At 51.1% G+C, this 20,974-nt stretch carries 17 protein-coding genes and 3 pseudogenes; 14 read left to right on the top strand and 6 right to left on the bottom strand.

Annotated elements, in window-relative coordinates; genetic code table 11:
- The 3 genes and pseudogenes from AT710_00460 to AT710_00450 form a co-directional block, all read right to left on the bottom strand.
- Positions 1–535: pseudogene (locus tag AT710_00460) on the bottom strand.
- 13 nt (positions 536–548) lie between these two features.
- Entirely contained in the window at positions 549–1,019 is a 471-nt protein-coding gene (locus AT710_00455; protein ID KUO93347.1) for a carbon monoxide dehydrogenase, read from the bottom strand.
- Between the two features lie 5 nt (positions 1,020–1,024).
- On the bottom strand, positions 1,025–2,323 hold the full coding sequence (locus AT710_00450) for an FAD-dependent oxidoreductase (GenBank protein KUO93337.1): 1,299 nt from the start codon (positions 2,321–2,323) through the stop codon (positions 1,025–1,027).
- 87 nt (positions 2,324–2,410) lie between these two features.
- Here AT710_00450 and AT710_00445 point away from each other — a divergent pair, with 87 nt between their 5' ends.
- The 8 genes and pseudogenes from AT710_00445 (at position 2,411) to AT710_00410 (ending at position 11,533) form a co-directional block, all read left to right on the top strand.
- Positions 2,411–3,556, top strand: a complete 1,146-nt coding sequence (locus AT710_00445) for an MFS transporter (protein KUO93336.1) — start codon at positions 2,411–2,413, stop codon at positions 3,554–3,556.
- 316 nt (positions 3,557–3,872) lie between these two features.
- Complete coding sequence (locus AT710_00440) at positions 3,873–5,432, top strand: glycerol kinase (GenBank protein KUO93335.1); 1,560 nt, start codon at positions 3,873–3,875, stop codon at positions 5,430–5,432.
- A gap of 103 nt (positions 5,433–5,535) precedes the next feature.
- Complete coding sequence (locus AT710_00435; protein KUO93334.1) at positions 5,536–6,960, top strand: sugar transporter; 1,425 nt, start codon at positions 5,536–5,538, stop codon at positions 6,958–6,960.
- 133 nt (positions 6,961–7,093) lie between these two features.
- Positions 7,094–8,468 (top strand): annotated as a pseudogene (locus tag AT710_00430) (transposase).
- A gap of 110 nt (positions 8,469–8,578) precedes the next feature.
- The gene (locus tag AT710_00425) at positions 8,579–9,379 is read left to right on the top strand and encodes an acetylglutamate kinase (GenBank protein KUO93333.1); all 801 of its coding nucleotides are present in this window, start codon (positions 8,579–8,581) and stop codon (positions 9,377–9,379) included.
- 79 nt (positions 9,380–9,458) lie between these two features.
- Positions 9,459–9,635, top strand: coding sequence for a lysine biosynthesis protein (locus tag AT710_00420; GenBank protein KUO93332.1), 177 nt, complete (start codon positions 9,459–9,461; stop codon positions 9,633–9,635).
- Positions 9,636–10,478 carry a lysine biosynthesis enzyme LysX gene (locus AT710_00415; protein KUO93331.1) on the top strand — a complete coding sequence of 281 codons (843 nt, stop codon included), beginning with the start codon at positions 9,636–9,638 and terminating at the stop codon, positions 10,476–10,478.
- Positions 10,475–11,533, top strand: coding sequence for an acetyl-lysine deacetylase (locus AT710_00410; protein KUO93330.1), 1,059 nt, complete (start codon positions 10,475–10,477; stop codon positions 11,531–11,533). Before AT710_00415 ends, AT710_00410 begins: the two co-directional genes overlap by 4 nt.
- Before the next feature lie 114 nt (positions 11,534–11,647).
- Here AT710_00410 and AT710_00405 read toward each other — a convergent pair whose 3' ends face one another.
- Together AT710_00405 and AT710_00400 are read right to left on the bottom strand one after the other, a co-directional pair.
- On the bottom strand, positions 11,648–12,787 hold the full coding sequence (locus AT710_00405; protein ID KUO93346.1) for an acetyl-lysine aminotransferase: 1,140 nt from the start codon (positions 12,785–12,787) through the stop codon (positions 11,648–11,650).
- Positions 12,788–12,825: 38 nt separating this feature from the next.
- Entirely contained in the window at positions 12,826–13,635 is an 810-nt protein-coding gene (locus AT710_00400; protein KUO93329.1) for an alpha-L-glutamate ligase, read from the bottom strand.
- 155 nt (positions 13,636–13,790) lie between these two features.
- On the opposite strand from AT710_00400, the gene AT710_00395 reads away from it, so the two are divergent.
- The 4 genes from AT710_00395 to AT710_00380 all read left to right on the top strand — a co-directional run bounded on the left by AT710_00395 (position 13,791) and on the right by AT710_00380 (position 18,220).
- On the top strand, positions 13,791–14,534 hold the full coding sequence (locus tag AT710_00395) for a hypothetical protein (protein KUO93328.1): 744 nt from the start codon (positions 13,791–13,793) through the stop codon (positions 14,532–14,534).
- Positions 14,527–15,594, top strand: coding sequence for an N-acetyl-gamma-glutamyl-phosphate reductase (locus tag AT710_00390; GenBank protein KUO93327.1), 1,068 nt, complete (start codon positions 14,527–14,529; stop codon positions 15,592–15,594). Before AT710_00395 ends, AT710_00390 begins: the two co-directional genes overlap by 8 nt.
- A 96-nt stretch (positions 15,595–15,690) precedes the next feature.
- Entirely contained in the window at positions 15,691–16,875 is a 1,185-nt protein-coding gene (locus AT710_00385) for an argininosuccinate synthase (GenBank protein ID KUO93345.1), read from the top strand.
- Positions 16,862–18,220: an argininosuccinate lyase gene (locus AT710_00380; GenBank protein ID KUO93326.1), complete on the top strand. Its 1,359-nt coding sequence runs from the start codon at positions 16,862–16,864 to the stop codon at positions 18,218–18,220. The genes AT710_00385 and AT710_00380 overlap by 14 nt, the downstream gene beginning before the upstream one ends.
- A 201-nt stretch (positions 18,221–18,421) precedes the next feature.
- On the opposite strand, the pseudogene AT710_00375 reads toward AT710_00380, so the two are convergent.
- Positions 18,422–18,979 (bottom strand): annotated as a pseudogene (locus AT710_00375).
- Between the two features lie 115 nt (positions 18,980–19,094).
- Here AT710_00375 and AT710_00370 point away from each other — a divergent pair.
- Entirely contained in the window at positions 19,095–20,240 is a 1,146-nt protein-coding gene (locus AT710_00370; GenBank protein ID KUO93325.1) for a hypothetical protein, read from the top strand.
- On the top strand, positions 20,237–20,968 hold the full coding sequence (locus AT710_00365) for a hypothetical protein (protein ID KUO93324.1): 732 nt from the start codon (positions 20,237–20,239) through the stop codon (positions 20,966–20,968). Before AT710_00370 ends, AT710_00365 begins: the two co-directional genes overlap by 4 nt.
- Positions 20,969–20,974 lie beyond the last annotated feature (6 nt).

Raw genomic sequence — 20,974 nt, 5'->3', positions numbered from 1 at the left:
CGATCGGTTTCCCCTCATAATCCTCGATTATAATGTTGGCGAGCTCATGAGCAACCGTGGAGTTATGTATCACCACATCAATCCCGAGGTCCCTCGTTAAGCCGTAGTAAGTGGGATTAATGCTGCCCAGCACCGCCGTCTCATTATCTATTATGAAGACCTTTGAGTGCGTGAAATCATAGCCATACATGAAGCGAACCCTGGCCCCCGATGAATTAAGCTCATTAATTATGGCGTCCTCACTGCTCGGCACGCCGCCATACACGTTCCCCGAGAGGACTATCATTACTTCAACGCCGCGCCTCGATGCATTGATCAATTCATTGGCGAGGGGCCAATAAGTGAACTCATAGGCCTCCACGTATATCGATGAATTGGCTGAGTTGATTAACCTAAGAAGGTAACTCGCATTGCTTGGCCCGATCAATAGGCTTAATTGATTGTCATTAATGGAGATGAAGCAATTGGATTGAGCGGCGGCAATTGAGGTGATCGCCGCCATCATTATCATAATGATGATTGGGATTATCTTCATAATTGATCAAGGATTAAGTTTTTCCATCCACGCACTTAACTATGCCGTTAATGGTGTCCTGCGCTATTCTCTTAATCATGGAATCCATGTCCACGAATCGAGCCATCATTGAGAATAATCGCCCCAACTCGGCCTCAGCCGCCCAATCAATTATCGATGAGTCCCCCGCCTGCCTCACGGATAGGTCAAGGGTTATTCCCAAGTTGCTTCCAACCGCCCTCCCCTTTATCAAGTACCTAATGCTTGACTCGAGCGGCATTACCTGTATCTCCGTGTTAGCTGTGACTCGCCTAAGCTCGGCTATGGGCACCTCATCCCCCAACTCAACCCTGAACACTACCTTTGCCTTCCCGCCCTCCACCGAGTAGGAAACCACGTTTGGTATACATGGAGCAACCCGCTCCAGGTCGACGAGGAATTTCCTGACCTCATTTATCGGCTTGCTCACGTTAAATGAGCCGCTGTACCTCAATGTGCTTGGCATGCGCATCACCACCCTAATCGGGCCCGCCCCTCGCGCGAGTACTCGCTCAGTATGGATGCGTATGCCGCTATTCTTCCGTACTCGTCATCGAGGCTATTGGCCAAGGCCCTAATCGTTGACCTAATGAAGGGGGATGCCTTCTCGGCATAAGCGTAGGGATCGCTGGGTAACTTATACTCCTTGGTTCTTGATGGCTTGCTTGACCCAAGCATGCCGGCAACCACGTCGCCCACCATTTCCCCCACTAATCTACCCGTCGTGAATTTCCCGCCTATTATGGACACCATGTTGCTGGGGCTCTCATGCCTCACCACGGCGAAGTCCCTCGTTGCTTCCCGTGCATCGACGCCCTTCATCTTGATTAATGGCCTCACCGCCGCATATGATCTAAGAACCTTGGTTCTCGCGATGGCCGGAATCATGGCCGCCGCCTCCCTAGTTATTAGGCCCACATCCTCATCGCTTATCTCAACATTATCGGGGTCCTCCACTATGAGCGCCGTTGTTCCAGCTATTGAACGGGCGCCATATGGTAGAACTATATCCCCATCGCTGGGGGGCCTCAACCTATTTATTACTCTATGATTGAGGAGCCTCTCGTACACGACCATGACGCCCATGGTTGCCATCACGTCGACGCTTATGCCGGCCATAGATGCAATGCGGGAAGCCCATGGACCCGCGGCATTAATCACGATCCTAGCCCCAATCCTCTTGGTTTCCCCGCGCACGTTATCCCTCACAACTAGTTCAGTCACGGCGTCGCCGACCACGTTGATGCCGATTACCTCCGCGTCCTGAATTATCAATGCGCCCTCATCATGGGCAGCCATGGCCACGCCACTCATGAGTTCCCTAGCCTTAACCACCTTATCGGGAACGCTTATCACTAGCTTGGCTTGGGGGGATAGGAAGGGCTCCTCCCTCAGCACCTCGCCCACGTTCTCCTCCCTATAATTAATGCCGGTCGCCCTGAGGGCCCTAGTGAATTCATCCACATAATTAAGGTCCTCCTCGCTTATCGCAACGAAGAGCCCCCCGGTATTTATGACGTGGCTAGGCGCTATTTTGCTGAGGGTCTCATTCTCCCTTATGCACTCCATGGCCGCCTTGGGATCGGAGACAGCGTACCTAGCCCCACTGTGTAGGAGGCCATGCATTCTATCGCTGGTGCCGCCCCCAATTGCCCCTCGCTCCAGTAGTGCGACGCTGAATCCGCGCAGCGATAAATCCAGTGCAGTGAATAATCCATTGATTCCACCCCCTATGATTACGGCATCTAGATTACTTGCTTCGCTTCTCATTTCACAATGCTCTGGTGACCAGTATTTATGTATTAAATATTGGGCATCGCGCAATAACTTAAAACTAAATGCCTGGGCATTGCTTCGATGAGGATAACCCAATTATTGCCCCTCTGGTTCCTCCTGTTCACAATAGGGTTTGGATGGTTCCTCCTGGCCCCCCTTGTCCCAGCACTATCATCCATATTCAACATAAGCATAGGCGCCGTCATATTCATGATCTCCGAGTACGGCTTAACGATGGTTATTCTAGGCATATTGGCGGGCTGGTTATCGGCTAGGCTAACAATACGGCGAGTCCTAATCACATCAGCCGCACTCTCAATGATTGGATTAATGGGTAGGGCCTTTGCCGGCGATTACTCCTCGTTCCTACTGCTACAAACAGTGGCGGCAGCGGCTTATCCATTATCCCTAGCCCCAATAGGGGCCGTGGCCCAGGCGGTCTACAGCGAGCGGAGCCACACAATAGTGGGGGCAAGCGTTGGCATCCTCTTCCTCGGGATGGCTATGGGCTCCCTCCTGGGTCCCCACATGTTCCTGGCCTGGGGACTACGCGGCTCTCTATACGTCTCCGGCGCATTATCCATAATTGCCCTTGCATGGATGATCATGGGTTCAAGGAATTACCCGGCCAAGTACAGCAGATCATTAAGAGGCGTGTTCCAGGTGGGTATGCTGAAGAATTGGTACATTGGATTCACGGTNGCCTCCTTATCAGTCATGTTCAGCTCAATAGCAAGCACGATGCTTGCCCATAATGGCTTACCCATAAGCNATGCGTTAACGTATGGCGGCGAGTTCGGGGGCTTGNCNTTCCTCGGCTCAGCCCTGGGCGCAATAATTCTNCCNACGCTCTTTGAGTACATAAATAAGGTGAGNCTAGGCCTAGTGCTGACTAGCCTCCTCTCCCTCGCATCAGCCGCATTGCTTAGCTACTACCTGGCATACACGGCCCAAGTGCTGCTCCTCTCAATTCTATTCTTCATATTCGGCTTCGTCGGCAACGCGTTCTGGTCAATGGCGCTCGCATCAGTTACAAGCTACGTTAAGGACCCGGCCAGGGCCGGCCTCGCCACATCAATGTACAGCGTAGCCACTAACCTAGGCGTCACGTTCATACCGTCGCTCCTCGGCTCAATGTTTCCCACGCATCAATTCATTTCCATAACGATAGTATCAACCATGATGCTGCTGGCACTCGTTGCATCTATATTCCTAAAAACAAGCTAATTGACCTCCTCCCCGCCCTAGAAGGGGCGAGGTTTGCCGTTCGTTTTATCACATCCTTATCGTTTCCACCCTTCTGTGCACAGTCCCGCGTGGGAGACCATATAGGGATATAAAGTAAATACGAGAACATTTCTATTGACATAAAGAAGATTCAGTCCCTGGATTTAATCAATATTAGAATGCCATCAAGGAATAGAAACATTATCTTCACTTGGAAGGATCGGCCTTGAATACATAAGTTAGTTACTTAGTTCAAGGAATCTCGCCGATCATAGTCCTTAAGGCTCCAGATTTATAATTCAGGGATTCCACGCCTATGGGCGTGGGGAGCCACGTATTAGTGATTGACCAGGGAACAAGCAGTACAAGGGCCAGCATAATAGATTCTGGGGGGAACATGATTGGGTGGAGCAGTAGGGAGCATTCCCAAATATATCCGCGGCCTTCATGGGTTGAGCATGATCCCCTGGAGATCTGGAGCAACGTTAAGATAACGATCAAGGAAGCAATTACGAACAGCGGAATAGATCCCAAGCAATTAGCCGCGATAGGCGTCACGAATCAAAGGGAAACAATAGTGGCCTGGAGCCCCATAACAGGATTACCGCTTCACAACGCGATAGTTTGGCAGGATAAGCGCACGACTAGCCTAGTTGAGTCGCTGCCTCGCAATGATATAATCAGTAAGACGGGGCTAGTGCCGGACTCATACTTTAGTGGACCAAAGATACAGTGGCTGCTGAGCAACGTGCCTGGGCTACGTGATAAGGCGCGGAGGGGCGAGGCATTGTTTGGGACAATCGATTCATGGATAACGTGGAACTTGACGAGGGGCGGCAGGGAATTAATTAATGCGAGGGGCGGCGCGCACGTCACGGATTACAGCAATGCCTCCAGGACTATGTTGTTCAATATACGCCTGCTTGATTGGGATCCCGAGCTGCTCGAGGTCATGGGATCAATTTATTCGGATTCACTGCCTCTCCCCTTGCCCAGCAGTCATTACTTGTTTGGATACACGGGGCCCGATGTGACTAAGTTAATTGGAGCCGAGGTGCCTGTCACAGGGATGGTGGGCGATCAACAAGCCGCTTTATTTGGGCAAGCTGGATTTAGGCGGGGAAGCATTAAGGCAACATATGGAACCGGCACATTCATTTTAATGAATACTGGGGAGGACATCATGGAGCCTAAGAATGGATTACTATCCACGATCTTCTACTCCACTCAGCGGGGATCAGCCTTGTATGCATTGGAGGGAAGCATATTGATCGGGGGAGCAGCGATTCGTTGGGTTATTGATGCAGGCATCGCTAAGTCGATCCGTGAAGTGGAGGAGTTAGCGGGGCAGGTGAGCGGGAATGGGGGAGTCTACTTCGTGCCGGCGCTAAGCGGTTTAGGGGCGCCATACTGGGATCAATACGCGAGGGGAACCATAATTGGATTAACGAGGAGCAGCGACGCGAGGTACTTGGCTAGGGCCGCGCTGGAGGCCGTGGCGTACATGGCGAGGGATGTTCTTGAGTCATTTAGATCCGTGGCTGGAATTAATGGGGATGAATTAAGGGTTGATGGGGGTGCCTCCAGGAATAACTTATTGATGCAGTTCCAAGCCGATATAACTGGCCTAAGAGTGGTGAGGCCCATCAACACGGAGACGACTTCGCTTGGCGCCGCGTACCTCGCTGGATTAGCGGCTGGGCTATGGAGGGACTTAAGCGATGTGGCTGGGCTATGGAGGCCCGAGGCCGTGTTCATTCCAAGAATGCCGCTCACTGAGAGGGAGCAATTATATGGGGCCTGGAAGGCGGCCGTGGCGAGAGCCATGGGTTGGGCCCGGGAGACTCCTTGGGCCTTGTCAAATAATGAATCATGAAAATACCTATTTTTTAGGCCTTATATAGATATATATAATGTTTGTATGGTAAAAAGACAATACTTATAAGCATGTATTTTCCCCTATTTTCCCCGTGAACCGTATGAGTAATCAGACTCACTACCCCAGTAGAGCCACGTATACCGTGGTTTCCGCGCTTGGGTACCTGCTAGATGGTTATGACCTCAGCGTAATAAGCGTCTTCACATTCTCGCTAATAAAGTTCAAGTTCTTCCAGTACAATAGCTTTGAGTTGGCCTTCGTTACTGGAGCAGCGTTGCTTGGCGCAATGTTCGGGGCATTGATCTTCGGGCACTTCTCTGACAGATTGGGCAGGAGGTACCTATACACGTTTGACTTGATCTTCTTCGTGGTATTCGCCGCCCTCAGCGCTGTATCCACCAACATAATTCAAATGATTATTTACAGGTTCTTCGTTGGGTGGGGAGTTGGCGCCGACTACGCACTGAGCCCCGTCTACGCCACGGAGATGTATCCCACTGGAAAGAGGGGCATGGGATACGGCTGGGTCTACACGTTCTGGAGCGTGGGCGCATTCATAGCATTCATGCTTGGCTACATCTTCTACTTGATTGACCCGATATATGGCTGGAGGTGGGCATTAGGAATAGGCGCAGTCATTGCCTTAATCACGATAGTGATGAGGAGCCGCATGCCGGAATCAAGCCGCTGGAGAGTCGCGGTGAAGCCTAATGAGGAGGCCATAGCAGAGGCCAAGAATTTATCACACGCCACTGGCATGCGTGAGGAGGATATAGATAAGCTTGTGGATACCGAGAACAGGAAATTATCACACGTGAGGCCCGGATCCTTCCTGGAGCTATTCAGGGGCGAGTACCTCAAGAGAACGGCGGTGGTTTGGGTGCAGTGGATCCTCTATGATATTGGATCCTATGGATTCGGCCTTTACGCTCCATCTATAATATCAATGCTCGGCTTCACGGGCGCCTCCTCCATATTAATGTCGGCCCTGCTATATATACCGGGCGCATTGGGCGCAATGGGCGCCGCATTCCTAAATGATAGGTGGGGCCGCCGCCTCCTGCAATTGCTCGGCTTCGGCTTCGCCACGCTGGGAATGGTTCTCGTGGCGCTTGGCGCCTTAATAGGCGGCTTAGTGGCCATGGTTATAGGAACAATAGGATTAATACTTTGGTACGGCATGGGGAACCTGGGTCCCGGGAACACCATGGGTCTCTACGCCATAGAATTATTCCCCACGAAGCTTAGATCCACCTCAATGGGCGGCGCCACGGCAATAACTAGGCTAGTGTCATTCTTCAGCGCATTCGAGTTCCCATACATAGCATTAACCCTAGGGAAATTAACGTTCTTCGAGTTCCTTGCGGCAATAACTGCGGCAGCCTTCGTATTCACCATATTCTTCACTCCGGAGACCAAGGGAATATCGCTTGAGGAAATATCCGTGGCCAAGTACGAGGGGCCAAGCCTGAGACCAAGGCTTAAGTTGGAGACGGAGAGGAAAGAGGAAGAAGAAACAAAATAATTATAAACAAAGATAGGTAAAAATGTTTATTTCATCTTCTTGCGCTTCTAGTTGTGGTTATAAAACGAACAACAAACCTCGCCCCTTTAGGGGCGGGGTAAGGTTTAAAAGCCTCTTACTATCCCTCTTTAGGATGTCTTCCCCCGGTCAATTTTTAGAGAGTGGGGGGCGGGGGCCGACTTCCCCCGCAATACCGGGAGAGGACATCAAAGAAATCGAATTCAAGAATAGAAGGACTACTAACGTGGTTCGCCTCCTACCAAATGGCTTCCAAGAAAGGAAGCTGAGGAGGCTAGCCGACACCTCGGCCAAGTTGTTTAACGAGGTTAATTATGAGAGGAGGCAGCAATTCTTCCGCGGTGAAAAAGTGGACTTCGAGGGGACTTGGGGCAAATGCTACGAGAAGTATAAGGAAGAACTAGGGGTTAACGCGCAAGCAGTCATGCAGAAGAATAATGAGGCATGGAACTCATTCTTCTCCCTATTGAGGTTGAGGAAGGAAAACAAACTACCACCCCACATGAACCGCGTTTCGCCGCCAAGTTATTGGAAGGATGGGGAGACTGGAGGGAGGAAACTCCTCCTAGTCGTGAGACAAGATAGGTATGTCGTGGATGAACAGAATCACATCATTCTCAAGGACTTCGGCCTAGAAATCAATTTTACGGGTAGATTAAGGTGGCACGGCAAGCAAGGTAGGCTGGAGATATACTATGATGAGGTTGGAAATGCTTGGTATGCCTCAATCCCCGTGGAGGTGGGCGTTGAGGAAACCAAAACGGGAAGGAGGAGCAAGCATATCCTTCGCGGCGAAAGAAAGAGCATTCATTGAAGCCATTTTGCCCCCCTTTGGTGATTTAACTTAGATCTAGGCATCAATGTCTTGGCGAGCGTGGTGATCGATGATGGTTCTTGGCTTCTTTATAAGGGGGTTAGAACTAAGGAGGACTACTTCTACCTACAAAACAAGATAGCTGAGGCACAATCCTTGTCAGACAAGATGAAGAACCTAGAGGAGTATGAGGCGTATCATGAGCTTAATAGGGAGGGGAGGAGGTTGCACAGGAAATTAGCCAGGAGGCTTCTTCACCTATATAGGAACTTCGCCTCCCACCTAATGAGGGAGTTACATGAGCGAGGCGTCTCAACCATCTACTTGGGGTATCCCTTCAACATCGCCCAAGAGAAAGGGTAATAAGTTCACGGTGAACATGTGGTCTTATCGTGAGTTGATGAATATCATTGAGTTGAAGGCCCAAGAATACGGTATGAGGGTGTTTGAGGTCATTGAGTATAATACCTCACGTATCTGTGCTTATCATGGCGTTCAAGTCGAGAGGGGGCCGAGAGGCGTAGTTAATTGCCCTAAAGGTCATAAACTGCACAGTGACTTGAATGGTGCTTTAAATATCTTGAAGAAGGCTACCGGCATAGTGATCTCAGCAATAAAGAGGCCTTTGTCGTTTATCGTGGATCATAATCGAGTAGCGCCCATTAAAGGGGCGTAACCCTCTAGACCTCGGGGAACCCTCGCCCTAAAGGCGGGGAGGAGGTCAGTTATGTTTCTGTCTCTTTAGAGACGCAATATTTTTTATGGTGGGATAAATATAGGCGTGCAATGTTTATAGTGGTGAAAATAGGGGGCTCCGTGATACGTAGAGACATGGATGCCGTGGTTAAGGAGTTACCTGAATTAATTAGGGCCGGCCACTCATTGATCCTGATTCATGGCGGTGGCTTCCTAGTCAATGAATTAATGAATAGGATGGGGTTAACTCCGCGATTCATCACTAGCCCCAGCGGCGTGGTGAGCCGCTACACTGATCTGGAGACTCTTGGGGTTTACGTGATGGCCATGATGAGGATAAATAAGGAGCTCGCCTCCAAGCTTCAGCGAGTCGGGGTTAATGCAATGGGGTTAAGTGGGATTGATGGCGCTTTACTTCTGGCTAGGAGGAAGGATAAGTTGATTATGGTGGATGAGAGGGGGCGGCAGCGGGTCATTGATGGCGGCTACACAGGCAAAATATCGTCGATAAACGCGGATTTATTGAAATCATTGATGGGCGGCGGCATTGTTCCCCTGATTGCTCCGATAGCCATGGATGGCGACACGGGGGATCCATTGAATGTGGATAGCGATCAAGTGCTTGAGGCGATCTCATCACGGATGAGGCCCGATTACTCAATTATTTTAACTGATGTGGATGGAGTGTTAATTAATGGTTCCCCGCTTCCCAGAGTTGATCCAGGGAATGACTCTCTCCTCTCTATTGGGGAGGTAAGCGGCGGAATGAGGAGGAAGCTCCGCATGGCTATGCAGCTCGGCAGCGGCGGCGTTAGGGTCATAATATCTAGTGGACTCAGGGAGNCGCCGATATCCTCGGCTATAAGCGGCGCAGGCACGCATATTTATTGACCATATATAATGGATGCCCATATATATCATTGGCAATTGCTACGCAATATTTAAATAATAACGGCGGGAATATATAGAGATGCCGACCAACATTGCGTGCCAGGTATGTGGTGGGGACGTGCCCATTCCTGACGATGCATTGGATGGCGAATTAACCTCCTGTCCATCCTGTGGACAGAAGTATCAAGTAGTGATACAAAATAATTCAATACAATTAAAGCTGATAAATGTCGAGGAGGAGGATTGGGGCGAGTAGGTGATTCTCATTGAAACAATACTTTTCTTTCATGACATTATTCGGCAAGACGAGAAACTACTGATTAGGGAATTAAATTACATCAACGCATCGTACAAGCTGATCAATATAGATAATTACTTATTCATGTTCCCGGGCAGCGCCCAACGGGGCCTGGCTTTCCCCAGGACAATTAGCCAACATAAAACGCAGCTGGTGGCTCAATTAANTGAGGCCGTAGGTAATCGCTCCATTANCTCGCTTCGCTCCATAATCATGGGTAACAATAAGGCGGCAACCATGGCCGCGCTATCTAGGCTTAATGTGCCCATACCTCGCTCAATANTTGCGCACCCAGGCATTGCCTCTAGGGAATTGGAATTAAGTTATCCCCTCATCATTAAGCCTGTCCAGGGGTCATGGGGCAGAATGGTTGGCCTAGCCAAGGATCCCCGGGACCTAAGCCTATTAATTAGGCATAGAGCCGAGGAGGGGGGCGCATTTATTCTCCAGGAATTCATAGAGAAGCCGGGAAGAGACATAAGAGTCACGGTGGTTGGAGGCGAGGCGGTGGCAGCCATATATAGGTACTCGCCGGGCAATGATTGGCGCACCAACACGGCTAGGGGAGGCAGGGCCGAAGCGGCTAGGTTGGATCCTGAACTGGAGGAATTAAGCATCCGCTCAACTAATGCCATTGATGCAGTATACGCCGGCGTGGATATAGTGGAGTCAGGGAACGGTTATAAGGTGCTGGAGGTCAATGTTGTGCCGGAATTCAAGAACGTCATGCGGGTCACGGGCATTAATGTGGCGAGGAAAATAGTGGAGCTATTAATGCTGAATGCGAGGAGGGGAGAATGATTAATGATGATGGGAAAATCAAGGCATTGAGGGAGGCCCTCGAGATATACTCGCCCACGGGCCACGAGAATGAGATGGGGAAGTACCTGCTCGACCTATTGTCCAGCATGGGTGCATCCCCGTACATGGATGGGGCCGGCAACGTGATAGCGACACGAGGCAGCGGCTCACCTGTTCTCTGGCTTCACGCTCATATGGATACTGTGCCTGGCTTCATGGAGGTAACAATTAGGGGGGATAAATTAATGGGGAGAGGCGCAAGCGATGATAAGGCTCCCCTAATGGCGATGGCATTCGCCTTCCTGGAGAGCAACATAGCTAGGGGCACGCTGATATTAACGGCGGTGGTGCAGGAGGAGGGCGATAGTGGGGGCACGCTCTTCCTAATTAATGATAAATCATTGCCTCCTCCATCATTCATAATAATAGGTGAACCCACGGGCATCGATAGGATAGTAACTAAGTATAGGGGCAGCACTCGATTACGCGTAGAGGTGAGGACGCGGGGCGGCCATGCCTCTAATCCGGACTTTGATTCCAATGCTATACTGATAGCCATGGATGCGTACAGGAGCTTATCCGAGACCCTTGGAGTTGGCGCTAGGTACGAGGATTACTTGGCGACGCCCACCATGATTAATTGCGGGGACGCGGGCAACGCTATTCCCAGTAAGTGCGAGCTAGTTATAGATGTGAGGATACCGCCCGGCAAGTCCTGCAGCGAATTAAGCCAGGCATTGAGTAAACTAGGATTAGGGAGCGGAGNCTCCATTTCAATGAGTAAATGCACTGAACCAGTTGAGGTTAATGTGGCTAATCCAGCTTCCCGCGCAGTCGCTAGATCCATTATATCGGTGCTTAAGAGGAGGCCCATACTGGCAAGGAAGTGGGGCACGAGCGACATGAATGAATTAATATCGCTCACGAGCAATATGGTTGCCTACGGGCCCGGCGACGGCTCCTTCTCTCACTCAGGCGAGGAGTATGTTCACATAAGCGATTACTTGAATTCCATCAAGGTTTATAGGAGGACCGTGGAGGAATTACTCTCCTGATCGCCCAGGGCGATGCGACCTCCTCCCCGCCCTGAAGGGCGAGGTTTGTCGTTCATTTTATCAAAGAAGTATCCTTGCACGTTATGCTTGAAAGATGGTATTAATATCGATAGGTTAGGCATTTTCCTTAGTGAGCGTCGCCTCCAGCGCGTTGCCCAAGTGATCTATGTCCTCCTCATTTATGCAGAATGGAGGGAGAAGCCGAATAGTGGATCCCCCGCCCACTGTGCTCGCGAGCACCCCAAGCCTCATTAATTCATTCACGTGGGGATCCCCCCTACCGCGAAGCTCTATTCCAAGCATTAATCCCATTCCCTTTATTCTAAGTATTGCTCTGGTCTTGATTTCCTCCAGCCTCCTCAACAGCTTCTTCCCAGCTTCAGCGGCTTTCTGAGGCACATCCTCCTCAATCAATACATTTACCCCAGCGGCGGCGGCAGCCATTACTAATGGATTGCCGGCGAACGTGCTTCCATGCTCGCCCGGCTCAAAGACATCGCCGAACCCCGACTTAACAACCGCGACGCCTATGGGTAATCCCCCCGCTATTGATTTGCCCGCAGTGAATATATCCGGTTCAACTCCAAGTCCCTGAAAGGTCCAAGTCCACCCAGTTCTCCCGAAGCCCGTCTGTATCTCATCCATTATTAGGAGAACCCCCTTCTCGCTCGTCACTTGCCGTAGGGCCCTCATGAATTCCGGCTTAGCTGGATTAATTCCCCCCTCGCCCTGTATGGGTTCCACTATCACTGCCGCCAAGTCCTCCGTGATTAACTTATCCACTTGATTAATCGCGTTGAGGGGAGCGAATCTCACGCTATAGGGTAGAGGCTCAAATGCCTTCCTATATCTCTCATTACCCGTCACAGAGAGGGCGCCAAGGGTTCTCCCGTGGAAAGACCCATTAAACGAGAGAAAAGCGGACTTGCCCGTTATTTTCCTGGCCGCCTTTAACGCCACCTCAACAGCCTCCGCCCCACTGTTTTGTAGAAAAACCTTGCCGAAGCCTGGAATAATTCTACTGAACTTGGTTAGGAACTCCAGCCTTGCCTCGCTGTACATGGTTAATGGAACCGTTATTACCTTGCTTAATTGATTCATCACCGCATTAACTATGCTTGGATTACGGTGGCCCAGGAAGGCGACCCCGAACCCAGTATGGGCATCAAGGTACTTATTCCCAGATGAGTCCCACACGTACTGCATGAATCCGCGGCTAATGCTTATGGGCTTCTTAACGTAGTACTTAGCCATGAGTGAGTCCTCAAGGTATTGATCATCGCTCAATGGACTCACCTCTTCACCGCGTTAATTACGTGATTAACCAGTAATCCAGGTATATCGACCCCAGTGGCATGCATTAATCCCCTGAACTCCGGAACCGCATTAACCTCATTAATCAGCAACTCATCGCTCGCCAGGAAATCCACTCCAGCATACTCCAAGCCGAGCAGCTCCACCGCCTTAGCGGCTAGTTCCCCCATGATTGGATCAATCCTCACGGCCTCGGCCCTGCCTCCCCTAGCAACATTGCTTCTCCAATCCCCATTGGGCGGCCTCCTCCTCATGCCGGCGACCGCCTCGCCCCCAATCACGAATACCCTGTAATCAGTTCCATCCCCAATGAGTGGTTGAAGCAGGGCTGGACGAGCGTGGGGATCCATGGCTGACCTATGCTTGAGCACCAGCATTAATTCTTCCCTGTTCCTAATCATGCTTGTCATTCTTCCCCACGATCCTTGAATGGGCTTCAATATGGCTGGGTAACTCGCCTCATTGGGTTCTCCATCCATGATTATGGTGCTCGGCGTCACGGGTAATCCGGCCCTGCCCAACATAGCTAGGGTTAATGCTTTGTTCCAAGCGAGCTCCATGGCTTCCCCGTCATTAATTGTGGGAACCCCGTTTATGTTCAGTATCCTAGCGATGAGTATTGCCTTCATGTGGCTCATGGCCCTCATGAGCGTCAGCCCAAATTGACTCCATGAACCAAGGAGATGCATCTCCATGTTATTCATATTCATTGGATTTATGGGGATGCCGCGCCTCGAGAATTCACGCATTATTAGCTTCTCCTCCTGCCTGGCCACGTCGTATATCATTGATATCGTTCCATGCGGATCGCTTCTCCATTAGCATGGGTCCAATATAAATATTTCCAGTTCGAAGTAAGTGAATGGGCGATAAACGTAAATAAATAATGTAGAACCCATGGTGATCATTATTTCAGCAATATTAATTAACTACCTCTATTTACATGTGGTGGGGATATATTGATGGAACGACAATGACCGGAAACTCGGGGGCGGATCTATACCTAGTAATTGATAAGCTGGGCCCGCTTGAGCATCTATTAATAAATGAGTTAAGGAAAAATGAAGTCACGGCGTCCCCACTCCTATTGAGCAATGCAGAGTTGGAGCAAAACAATTATGCGGCCGCGATACTGACTAGCGACGCGATTAGGGCATACGCGGTTTCAGCATTATTCGGGAAGTCAGCTAATCCGCCTAAGTCATATGAATTAACCATGAATAGGCTCCTCCTGTATAGGGAGCTCGGAGATAAGGCTCCAAAATCAGTCGTGGCATTCACGCCGGAGCCCGTGGCCACCATAATTAGGGAGAGGGGTCTCCAATACTTGGGCACATTGAATCCCGCGCTGGGCCTGGATGGAGCGGTCACGGGTTGGGAGGGGGGCAAATCCGTGGCTGAGCACAGGATATATATGGAGAACCCATTTGCGCGGGTGAACGTGGTGATGATGGAGCCGAGGAACGTGATTAAGGCCGTGGTGATCGGCGACAAGTGCTTTAATTGCATTAACTCGGAGGAGTTGGCGATGCTTGCCGCGGAGAAGGCTAGCTGTGTTTTCTGCGAGGTCTTCATTGGGGTCAACGATGGGGCGTCGACCGTGATGGGCATCAATGCATCAATTGAGGTAAGCGCGGACGTGGTTAAGCCATTATCGGAGGCATTAGCTAGGTGGTTACATGAGTAGGAGGGCTTGCGTAATTGGCGCGAGCGGCGTTACTGGAGGCGAGTTGCTTAGGTTATTGGTGAAGCATGAAGGCATTGACATATCGTGCACCACATCGAGGGAGTACGTGGGGGAGTACGTGTTTAGGGTTCATCCTAATTTAAGGGGTAGGCTCGGCATTTCCTTCACTGAGTCAAGCATTGAGGCCGTGCTTAAGCATGATCCCGACGTCGCATTTCTAGCTCTGCCCCACGGCGAGAGCATTAAGTGGGTTCCCAAGCTATTGGAGGCTGGGTTAACCATTATTGATTTATCGGCTGATTTCCGCCTAAGGAGACCCGAGTCCTATATTGAGTGGTATGGATGGAGGGAGGGACACCCGTACCCAGACTTACTGGGGAAGGCCATCTATGGATTGCCGGAGCTGCATAGAGGTGAATTAAGGGGAGCCAAGTTAATAGCTGTTCCGGGATGCATGGCCACCGCCTCTATACTGTCGCTGGCTCCGCCGGCGAAGCTTCACTTGATTGATTTGGGGAGGATAGTGATCGATGTGAAGATATCGAGCTCTGGGGCTGGGTCCCAGGTTTCTCGCTTGGATATGCATCCCTTCAGGACATACGTGGTGAGGCCATATGAGGTGGCTCATCACAGGCATATAGCTGAGATAGAGCAGGAATTAGGGTTGGTGAGCGGCGAGGCGGTGAGGGTTGCCTTTACTCCTCATGCGGTTGACTTAGTGAGGGGAATACTAGCCACTTCCCATGCCTGGCTCAGCAGGGATGTCTCGGAGCCCCTTCTTTGGGGCGCGTATAGGTCGATGTATGGGAATGAGCCATTCATTAGGATAGTTAAGGATAGGGCTGGGTATCAGCGTTACCCCGACGTGAAGTACGTGATTGGGAGCAATGTGGCTGATGTGGGGNTTGAAATAGATAATAGAATGAATAGGTTAATCATTTTCTCGGCCATAGATAACTTGCTAAAGGGCGCCAGCGGCCAGGCGATTCAGGACATGAACATAGCGCTGGGCTTCAACGAGACCGAGGCACTGGACGCGGCGCCGCTGTATCCAGTATAATTGCCTTGTTTTCCGAAATATTTATTAACTATAGTTGCCTCATCAATCCATGGATAATCTGGAACGACGTTGAAAACCGGTAAAAACCCATCCAAAATAATCCTAGCCTACTCGGGCGGCCTCGACACGACGATCGCCATCCATTGGCTCAAGAATAAGTTCAATGCGGAAGTAATAACAGTGACGGTAGATGTTGGGCAGGAGGATGACTTCGCCGAGACAGCCTCACGCGCGGAGAAGCTCGGCGTCCTTAAGCACTACACCATAGATGCAAAGAGGGAATTCGCGGAGGGACCAGTGGCGTCCGCGATAATGATGAATGCATTATATGAGGGCGAGTACCCCCTCGGCACCGCCTTGGCTCGTCCACTAATAGCCGAGAAGGTGGTTGATGTAGCCAAGAGGGAGGGGGCCGATGCCGTCGCACATGGAGCTACATCCAAGGGAAACGATCAAATCAGGTTTGAGGAGGCCATTAAGGCATTATCCCCGGAACTCAACATAATTGCGCCGGCCAAGATTTGGGGAATGGATAGGGCAAGCGAGTTGGAGTATGCCGCTAGGCATGGAATACCGGTGCCCAATATACATAGTAGGTTCAGCATAGATGATAATTTATGGACGAGAAGCATAGAGGGCCATGAAATCGATGATGCTTGGGCGGAGCCCCCTGAAGACGCATTTAAGTGGACGGTTAATCCAGCTAAGGTGAGGGAAGGCATTAGGCTGGTGATTGAGTTCAAGGAGGGAGTGCCCGTGTCAATTAATGGGGAGAGGATGGATCTCGCCTCGCTAATTTCATCACTTAACAAGGTAGTGGGCATGCATGGCTTTGGGCGCGTGGATCACGTGGAGAATAGGGTCGTGGGCTTCAAGTCGCGGGAGGTGTATGAGGCGCCGGCGGCGCTAACACTAATACGCGCCCATAGGGACCTCGAGAAGCTAGTGTATACCCCCATGGAGCTCCGCTTCAAGAGGCTCGTCGATGAGGAGTGGACTGACCTAGCGTATAGGGGGTTATGGCATGAACCGCTGCGCATGGAGCTTGAGGCGCTCGCTAAATCAATGAATAAGTGGGTAACTGGCTCCGTTAAGTTAAGCATACAGGGCGGATTAACGATACTGGGCCGCATGAGTCCATACTCCGGCTACAGCAAGGAAGTTGCGGATTACGCGACTGGATGGTACCCAAGCAATGATGAGGCGAGGGGATTCATAGAGATGCTCACGCTTCACTCGCTCACCGCCCATAGAGCTAGGTGGGGTAATGATGTATCGTGAGGAGCTTCTCGGATCAACCAGTCCAGACATAATGAGGTACACCTCATCATACGCAGATGATGCGGAGATATTCAGGGAAACCATAGTGGCCATGATCGTTCACGTAAATGAGTTGGAGAGAATCGGCGTTATTCCCCCAATGGATGCATCTAGGATACGGCAAGCACTTAGGGAGATAATTAATGAGCCTGGGGTACCTGGGAATTATGAGGATGTGCATGAGTACGTGGAGGCACGGCTAATAGAGAAGCTGGGGCCAGTGGGGGGTTGGGTTGGCCTCGGTAGGTCTAGGAATGATCACGTCGCTGCCGCGATAAGGCTGAGGTTAAGGAAGTTAATGTTACTGTTGGGGATCAATGTTGCCCGATTCAGGAAGGCGCTCCTTGATTCAGCTGCGAGGCATGCAGAGGACTTGATGCCTGGATCAACGCATAAGCAACCCGCTCAAGCGACTACTCTGGGTCATTACCTTCTGTACCTGGATGACTTGAGCAGGGACTTCCTGGGCTTATGGCTGAGCAATTATTGCATAGTGAATAAGTCACCCCTAGGCGCGGGGCCTCTTGCCGGCACCATCATTAACCTGGATAGGGCGAGGGAAGCCGGTGAATTAGGGTTCCTCGACATCGCGGAGAACACGATATACGCGACCGGCTCCCGGTATTACATGTTGTCCGCCGCCGCCAATGTCGTCACTTACCTAGTGGAGCTTAGTCGCTTCCTCAATAATATTCAGATGTGGCTAATGCCGCAGCTCTCTTACATAAATATTGAGACGAAGCACTTGGCCACGAGCAGCATAATGCCTCACAAGAGGAATCCAGCAACTGTTGAGGTAATGAGGGCACGCATTGGGGAAGCCGTGGGCCACTTAATGGCCATGTACGCCATAATCAGGCCGCTTGAGGCTGGGTACGAGCTTGATCTCCAGGAGGCCACTAGGCACGTATGGTCAATAATGAGGATAGCGATGGAGGGGATATCAATGCTAACAGACCTGATCATTAATATTCAAGTGAATGAGGCGAACACATCCAGGGACCTCTCCATGTTCCCCATAACGGCGGCCGAGACCGCTGAGCGTGAATCCATTGATTCCTCAATCCCCTTTAGGACAGTGTATAGGGCCATGGCTGAGAAAATAAGGTCAAACAACTTCTCCGGGCTAGACCCGCTCAATTCAGTGAAGAGTAAGCAGTCGCTTGGGGCTCCAGGCGCATTGGGACCCAGCATAAAGGCAAGGATTGATGAGGCAATTAATGAGGAGGCAACAATTAGCACAATGCTTAAAGCCGTAATGGATATCGAGGAGAGGATTATTGGTGAAGTAGACCAAAAGAAGTGAGGAAGCTTACTTCGCTTGTCGTGACTGACCTCCTCCCCACCCTAAAGGGCGAGGCTTGCCGTTCGTTTTATCAGTCTCTTGGCCTGATCGAATAATCTGCCATCCATTATGGAATTAATGAAGTCCATGGCCTTCTTCCTCTCGATCACCGGTTCTGCTCATTAATGAATCTATGAATGCCTCAAGCTTCTCGCCCCTGAAGGGATCCCCATGCCCGGGATACACGTTGCTGATCCTCATGCCCCTCAGCCGCAAAATGCTTCTCAATGCCTCTCCTGGATTTAGGCTAAATAATCGTGGAGGCGGGGCCGGCGACCCATGCCGACTCACTACCGCATCTCCGCTGAATAATAAATCACCCAGCAAATAGGCTGTGCTTCCCGGCGTGTGGCCAGGCATATGTATGGCTTTATACCCATTCACCTCATCCCCATCCATCACCTCAACATCTACATTTACTGCAGGCGCCCTCAATAGGCCTAGTATCGGCATGAGGGGAGGCTGGCGCGGCTTTTCCCTGCCGCTAATCACTGCGGCATCAAGCGCTGGAGCCACTAATTTGGCTTTGGTCATCTCAATTATTCTCTTTAGGTAACGCACGTGATCCACGTGGTAATGCGTTATGAGGATCATCTTCACCTCGATCCCGAGGTCCCGGGTCCTGGCAGCGAGGATTTCAGGCTTTACCCCGGCATCTATTAATGTTCCATCGCTCACCAAATAGTTATTGGACATGCCTCGCATCAAGTGAACCTCCATACAAGCCGTGGCTCATCGACTCATATTTATAATTAACCTAGATGATTGGTGGGGACTCAATTGGTTCAATAAATAATTTAAAAATTTATATAGGTAGATGCCCCTCGATCGCTACATGGCTAAGCTCAGGCTGTATGTGATGCTTCAAAACATTGCCAATGGACTTGGACAACCATTCATATCGTTCCTAGCGGCCGTGAACGGCGCTGAGGGGCCTCTTCTTGGCGTAGTGTCATCGGCTAATTCCTTTTTTTGGGGCATTATTCAATTACCGCTCAGTTACTCCAAAGCGAATGCCGGGAGGCTCCTCCTCATCGGCAACATAGTGCTGGGACTATTTTGGGCAATGCTGGGCGCGATCGGCGGCATTAATCCAGTGCTGTACACGGCTATATACATAGTGATAACGTTACTGAACGGCGTTATATCATTCGCTTGGCTGCTAGTGATGGAGAGCCTCAGCAAGGGATCCAGGGGAAGAACATTAGCGGAATACTCATTCTTCGGATCAATAGGAGGCTTAGCGGCAACCCTCGCGGCGGGCCTCTTCATAGGGAGAAGCTATGCGGCGGCATCATACGTATTCTACATAACGGCGGCCATCCTAATGATAAACGCCATAAATGTCGTGGGGATATCAATAGAGGAACGACCGCGCCTCCCCGGTCCATCCGCGCCTCCCCGCTTCTACCTCGTCACAACGCTATTCGCCATGACTTGGTCATTCGCTTGGCCCCTCTTCCCATTGGCCCAAGTCTATGTATTCAACATGACCGCCACTAACGTGGCCATAATATCCGTGATAGCCGGCTCATCAACCCTAATGCTCCAGAGGCGAATAGGTTCCATCGTGGATAGGCATAGGAGGCTCATGATGTTCCTGGGAAGGCTTGGGCTAGTCACGTTCCCACTTGCCTACGCATTGTCGCCCAACGTGTATTGGCTCTACGTGGCTAACGTGATGGCTGGATTCACGAACTCGGTCTCCAACACCGCGTATATGGCGTATCTCTTCGATAATGCCCGGGATAGGAATAAGGCAATAGGCATGTATAATGCGGTGTATGGTGGTGGAACACTCCTTGGCTCCGTGATGGGGGGATGGGTGAGCGCGGCGATTATTCCATACCTAGGCATGAGGAAAAGCCTTGACCTACTATTCACTGCGGATGCCGCTGCACGCGCATCAGTGGCCGTCCTCTACTTAACGCTGAATGATAATCAACTCAAACCAACGGCTGCCGCGGTGATTAAGCCGTGATCGAGTACTTGGGCGACATAGTTAAGGTTAGCTTCGGCGGCGAGCTAACGTCATTATCGACAACAATCATGGGAGGCGGGCTAAGCAAGACGCAGGGAGCCATATTTAAGACCGTGCCGCGGGACTTCAATGATGACCCAGATAAGGAGGCTGCTGCGGCCGTCTCCAGGGTCGGCGGCGGTTCATGGATGGTGTTCCTAACGGCTGTGGACGTTAACTTGGCCGCCGTCGCCGAGTGGAGCCATGGATTCACCGTGGCAACCGCTGGCCTTGAGCCGCCCGCCTGTATTCACACAATAAATGTATTGACCGTGGCAAGGGAACCACTGAACCAGGAGGGGCTCGTGGATCTATTTAGGACCGTGGTGGAGGCAAAGTCGCTTGCCGCAATTAAGCTGGGCCTAATGTGTGGGGATGATGTGGCGGTGGGCACTGTCTCTGATGCCGCTGCGGTGGCGGCCATTCTTGAGGAGGATGGGGCGAGGTTCGCTGGTCCAGGAACTGCAATAGGCAGGGCCGCTGCGTCAAGCGTTATTAGCGCAGTGATGGATGCCGCTATTAAGTGGGCCGCATCCTCTGGAGCCGCGGAGGCCGGTTTCGTGGATGAGAAGCATATGGAGAGGTACATGCTATTGATTAGGCAGGGATTAGAGGCAAGTAGGGCCAAGTACGTTAATTACTTGACCTCCCCGCCTTGGAGCGGGATTGCTCGGTTTAATAATGGGTAAGAATGG

It is taken from the genome of Thermocladium sp. ECH_B, assembly GCA_001516585.1.
Lineage (GTDB): Archaea > Thermoproteota > Thermoprotei > Thermoproteales > Thermocladiaceae > Thermocladium.
Note: the sequence above shows the minus strand (reverse complement) of the source record. Positions and strands in the feature narration are given on the sequence as shown.

What these genes read in the sequence shown, in the direction of transcription:
- AT710_00395 (KUO93328.1), top strand. Translation starts at nt 13,791, where the DNA reads ATGTGGTGGGGATATATTGATGGAACGACAATGACCGGAAACTCGGGG.
- AT710_00420 (KUO93332.1), top strand. Translation starts at nt 9,459, where the DNA reads ATGCCGACCAACATTGCGTGCCAGGTATGTGGTGGGGACGTGCCCATT.
- AT710_00380 (KUO93326.1), top strand. Translation starts at nt 16,862, where the DNA reads ATGATGTATCGTGAGGAGCTTCTCGGATCAACCAGTCCAGACATAATG.
- AT710_00400 (KUO93329.1), bottom strand. Translation starts at nt 13,635, where the DNA reads ATGATATACGACGTGGCCAGGCAGGAGGAGAAGCTAATAATGCGTGAA.
- AT710_00455 (KUO93347.1), bottom strand. Translation starts at nt 1,019, where the DNA reads ATGCCAAGCACATTGAGGTACAGCGGCTCATTTAACGTGAGCAAGCCG.
- AT710_00435 (KUO93334.1), top strand. Translation starts at nt 5,536, where the DNA reads ATGAGTAATCAGACTCACTACCCCAGTAGAGCCACGTATACCGTGGTT.
- AT710_00450 (KUO93337.1), bottom strand. Translation starts at nt 2,323, where the DNA reads ATGAGAAGCGAAGCAAGTAATCTAGATGCCGTAATCATAGGGGGTGGA.
- AT710_00440 (KUO93335.1), top strand. Translation starts at nt 3,873, where the DNA reads ATGGGCGTGGGGAGCCACGTATTAGTGATTGACCAGGGAACAAGCAGT.
- AT710_00405 (KUO93346.1), bottom strand. Translation starts at nt 12,787, where the DNA reads ATGGCTAAGTACTACGTTAAGAAGCCCATAAGCATTAGCCGCGGATTC.
- AT710_00370 (KUO93325.1), top strand. Translation starts at nt 19,095, where the DNA reads ATGGCTAAGCTCAGGCTGTATGTGATGCTTCAAAACATTGCCAATGGA.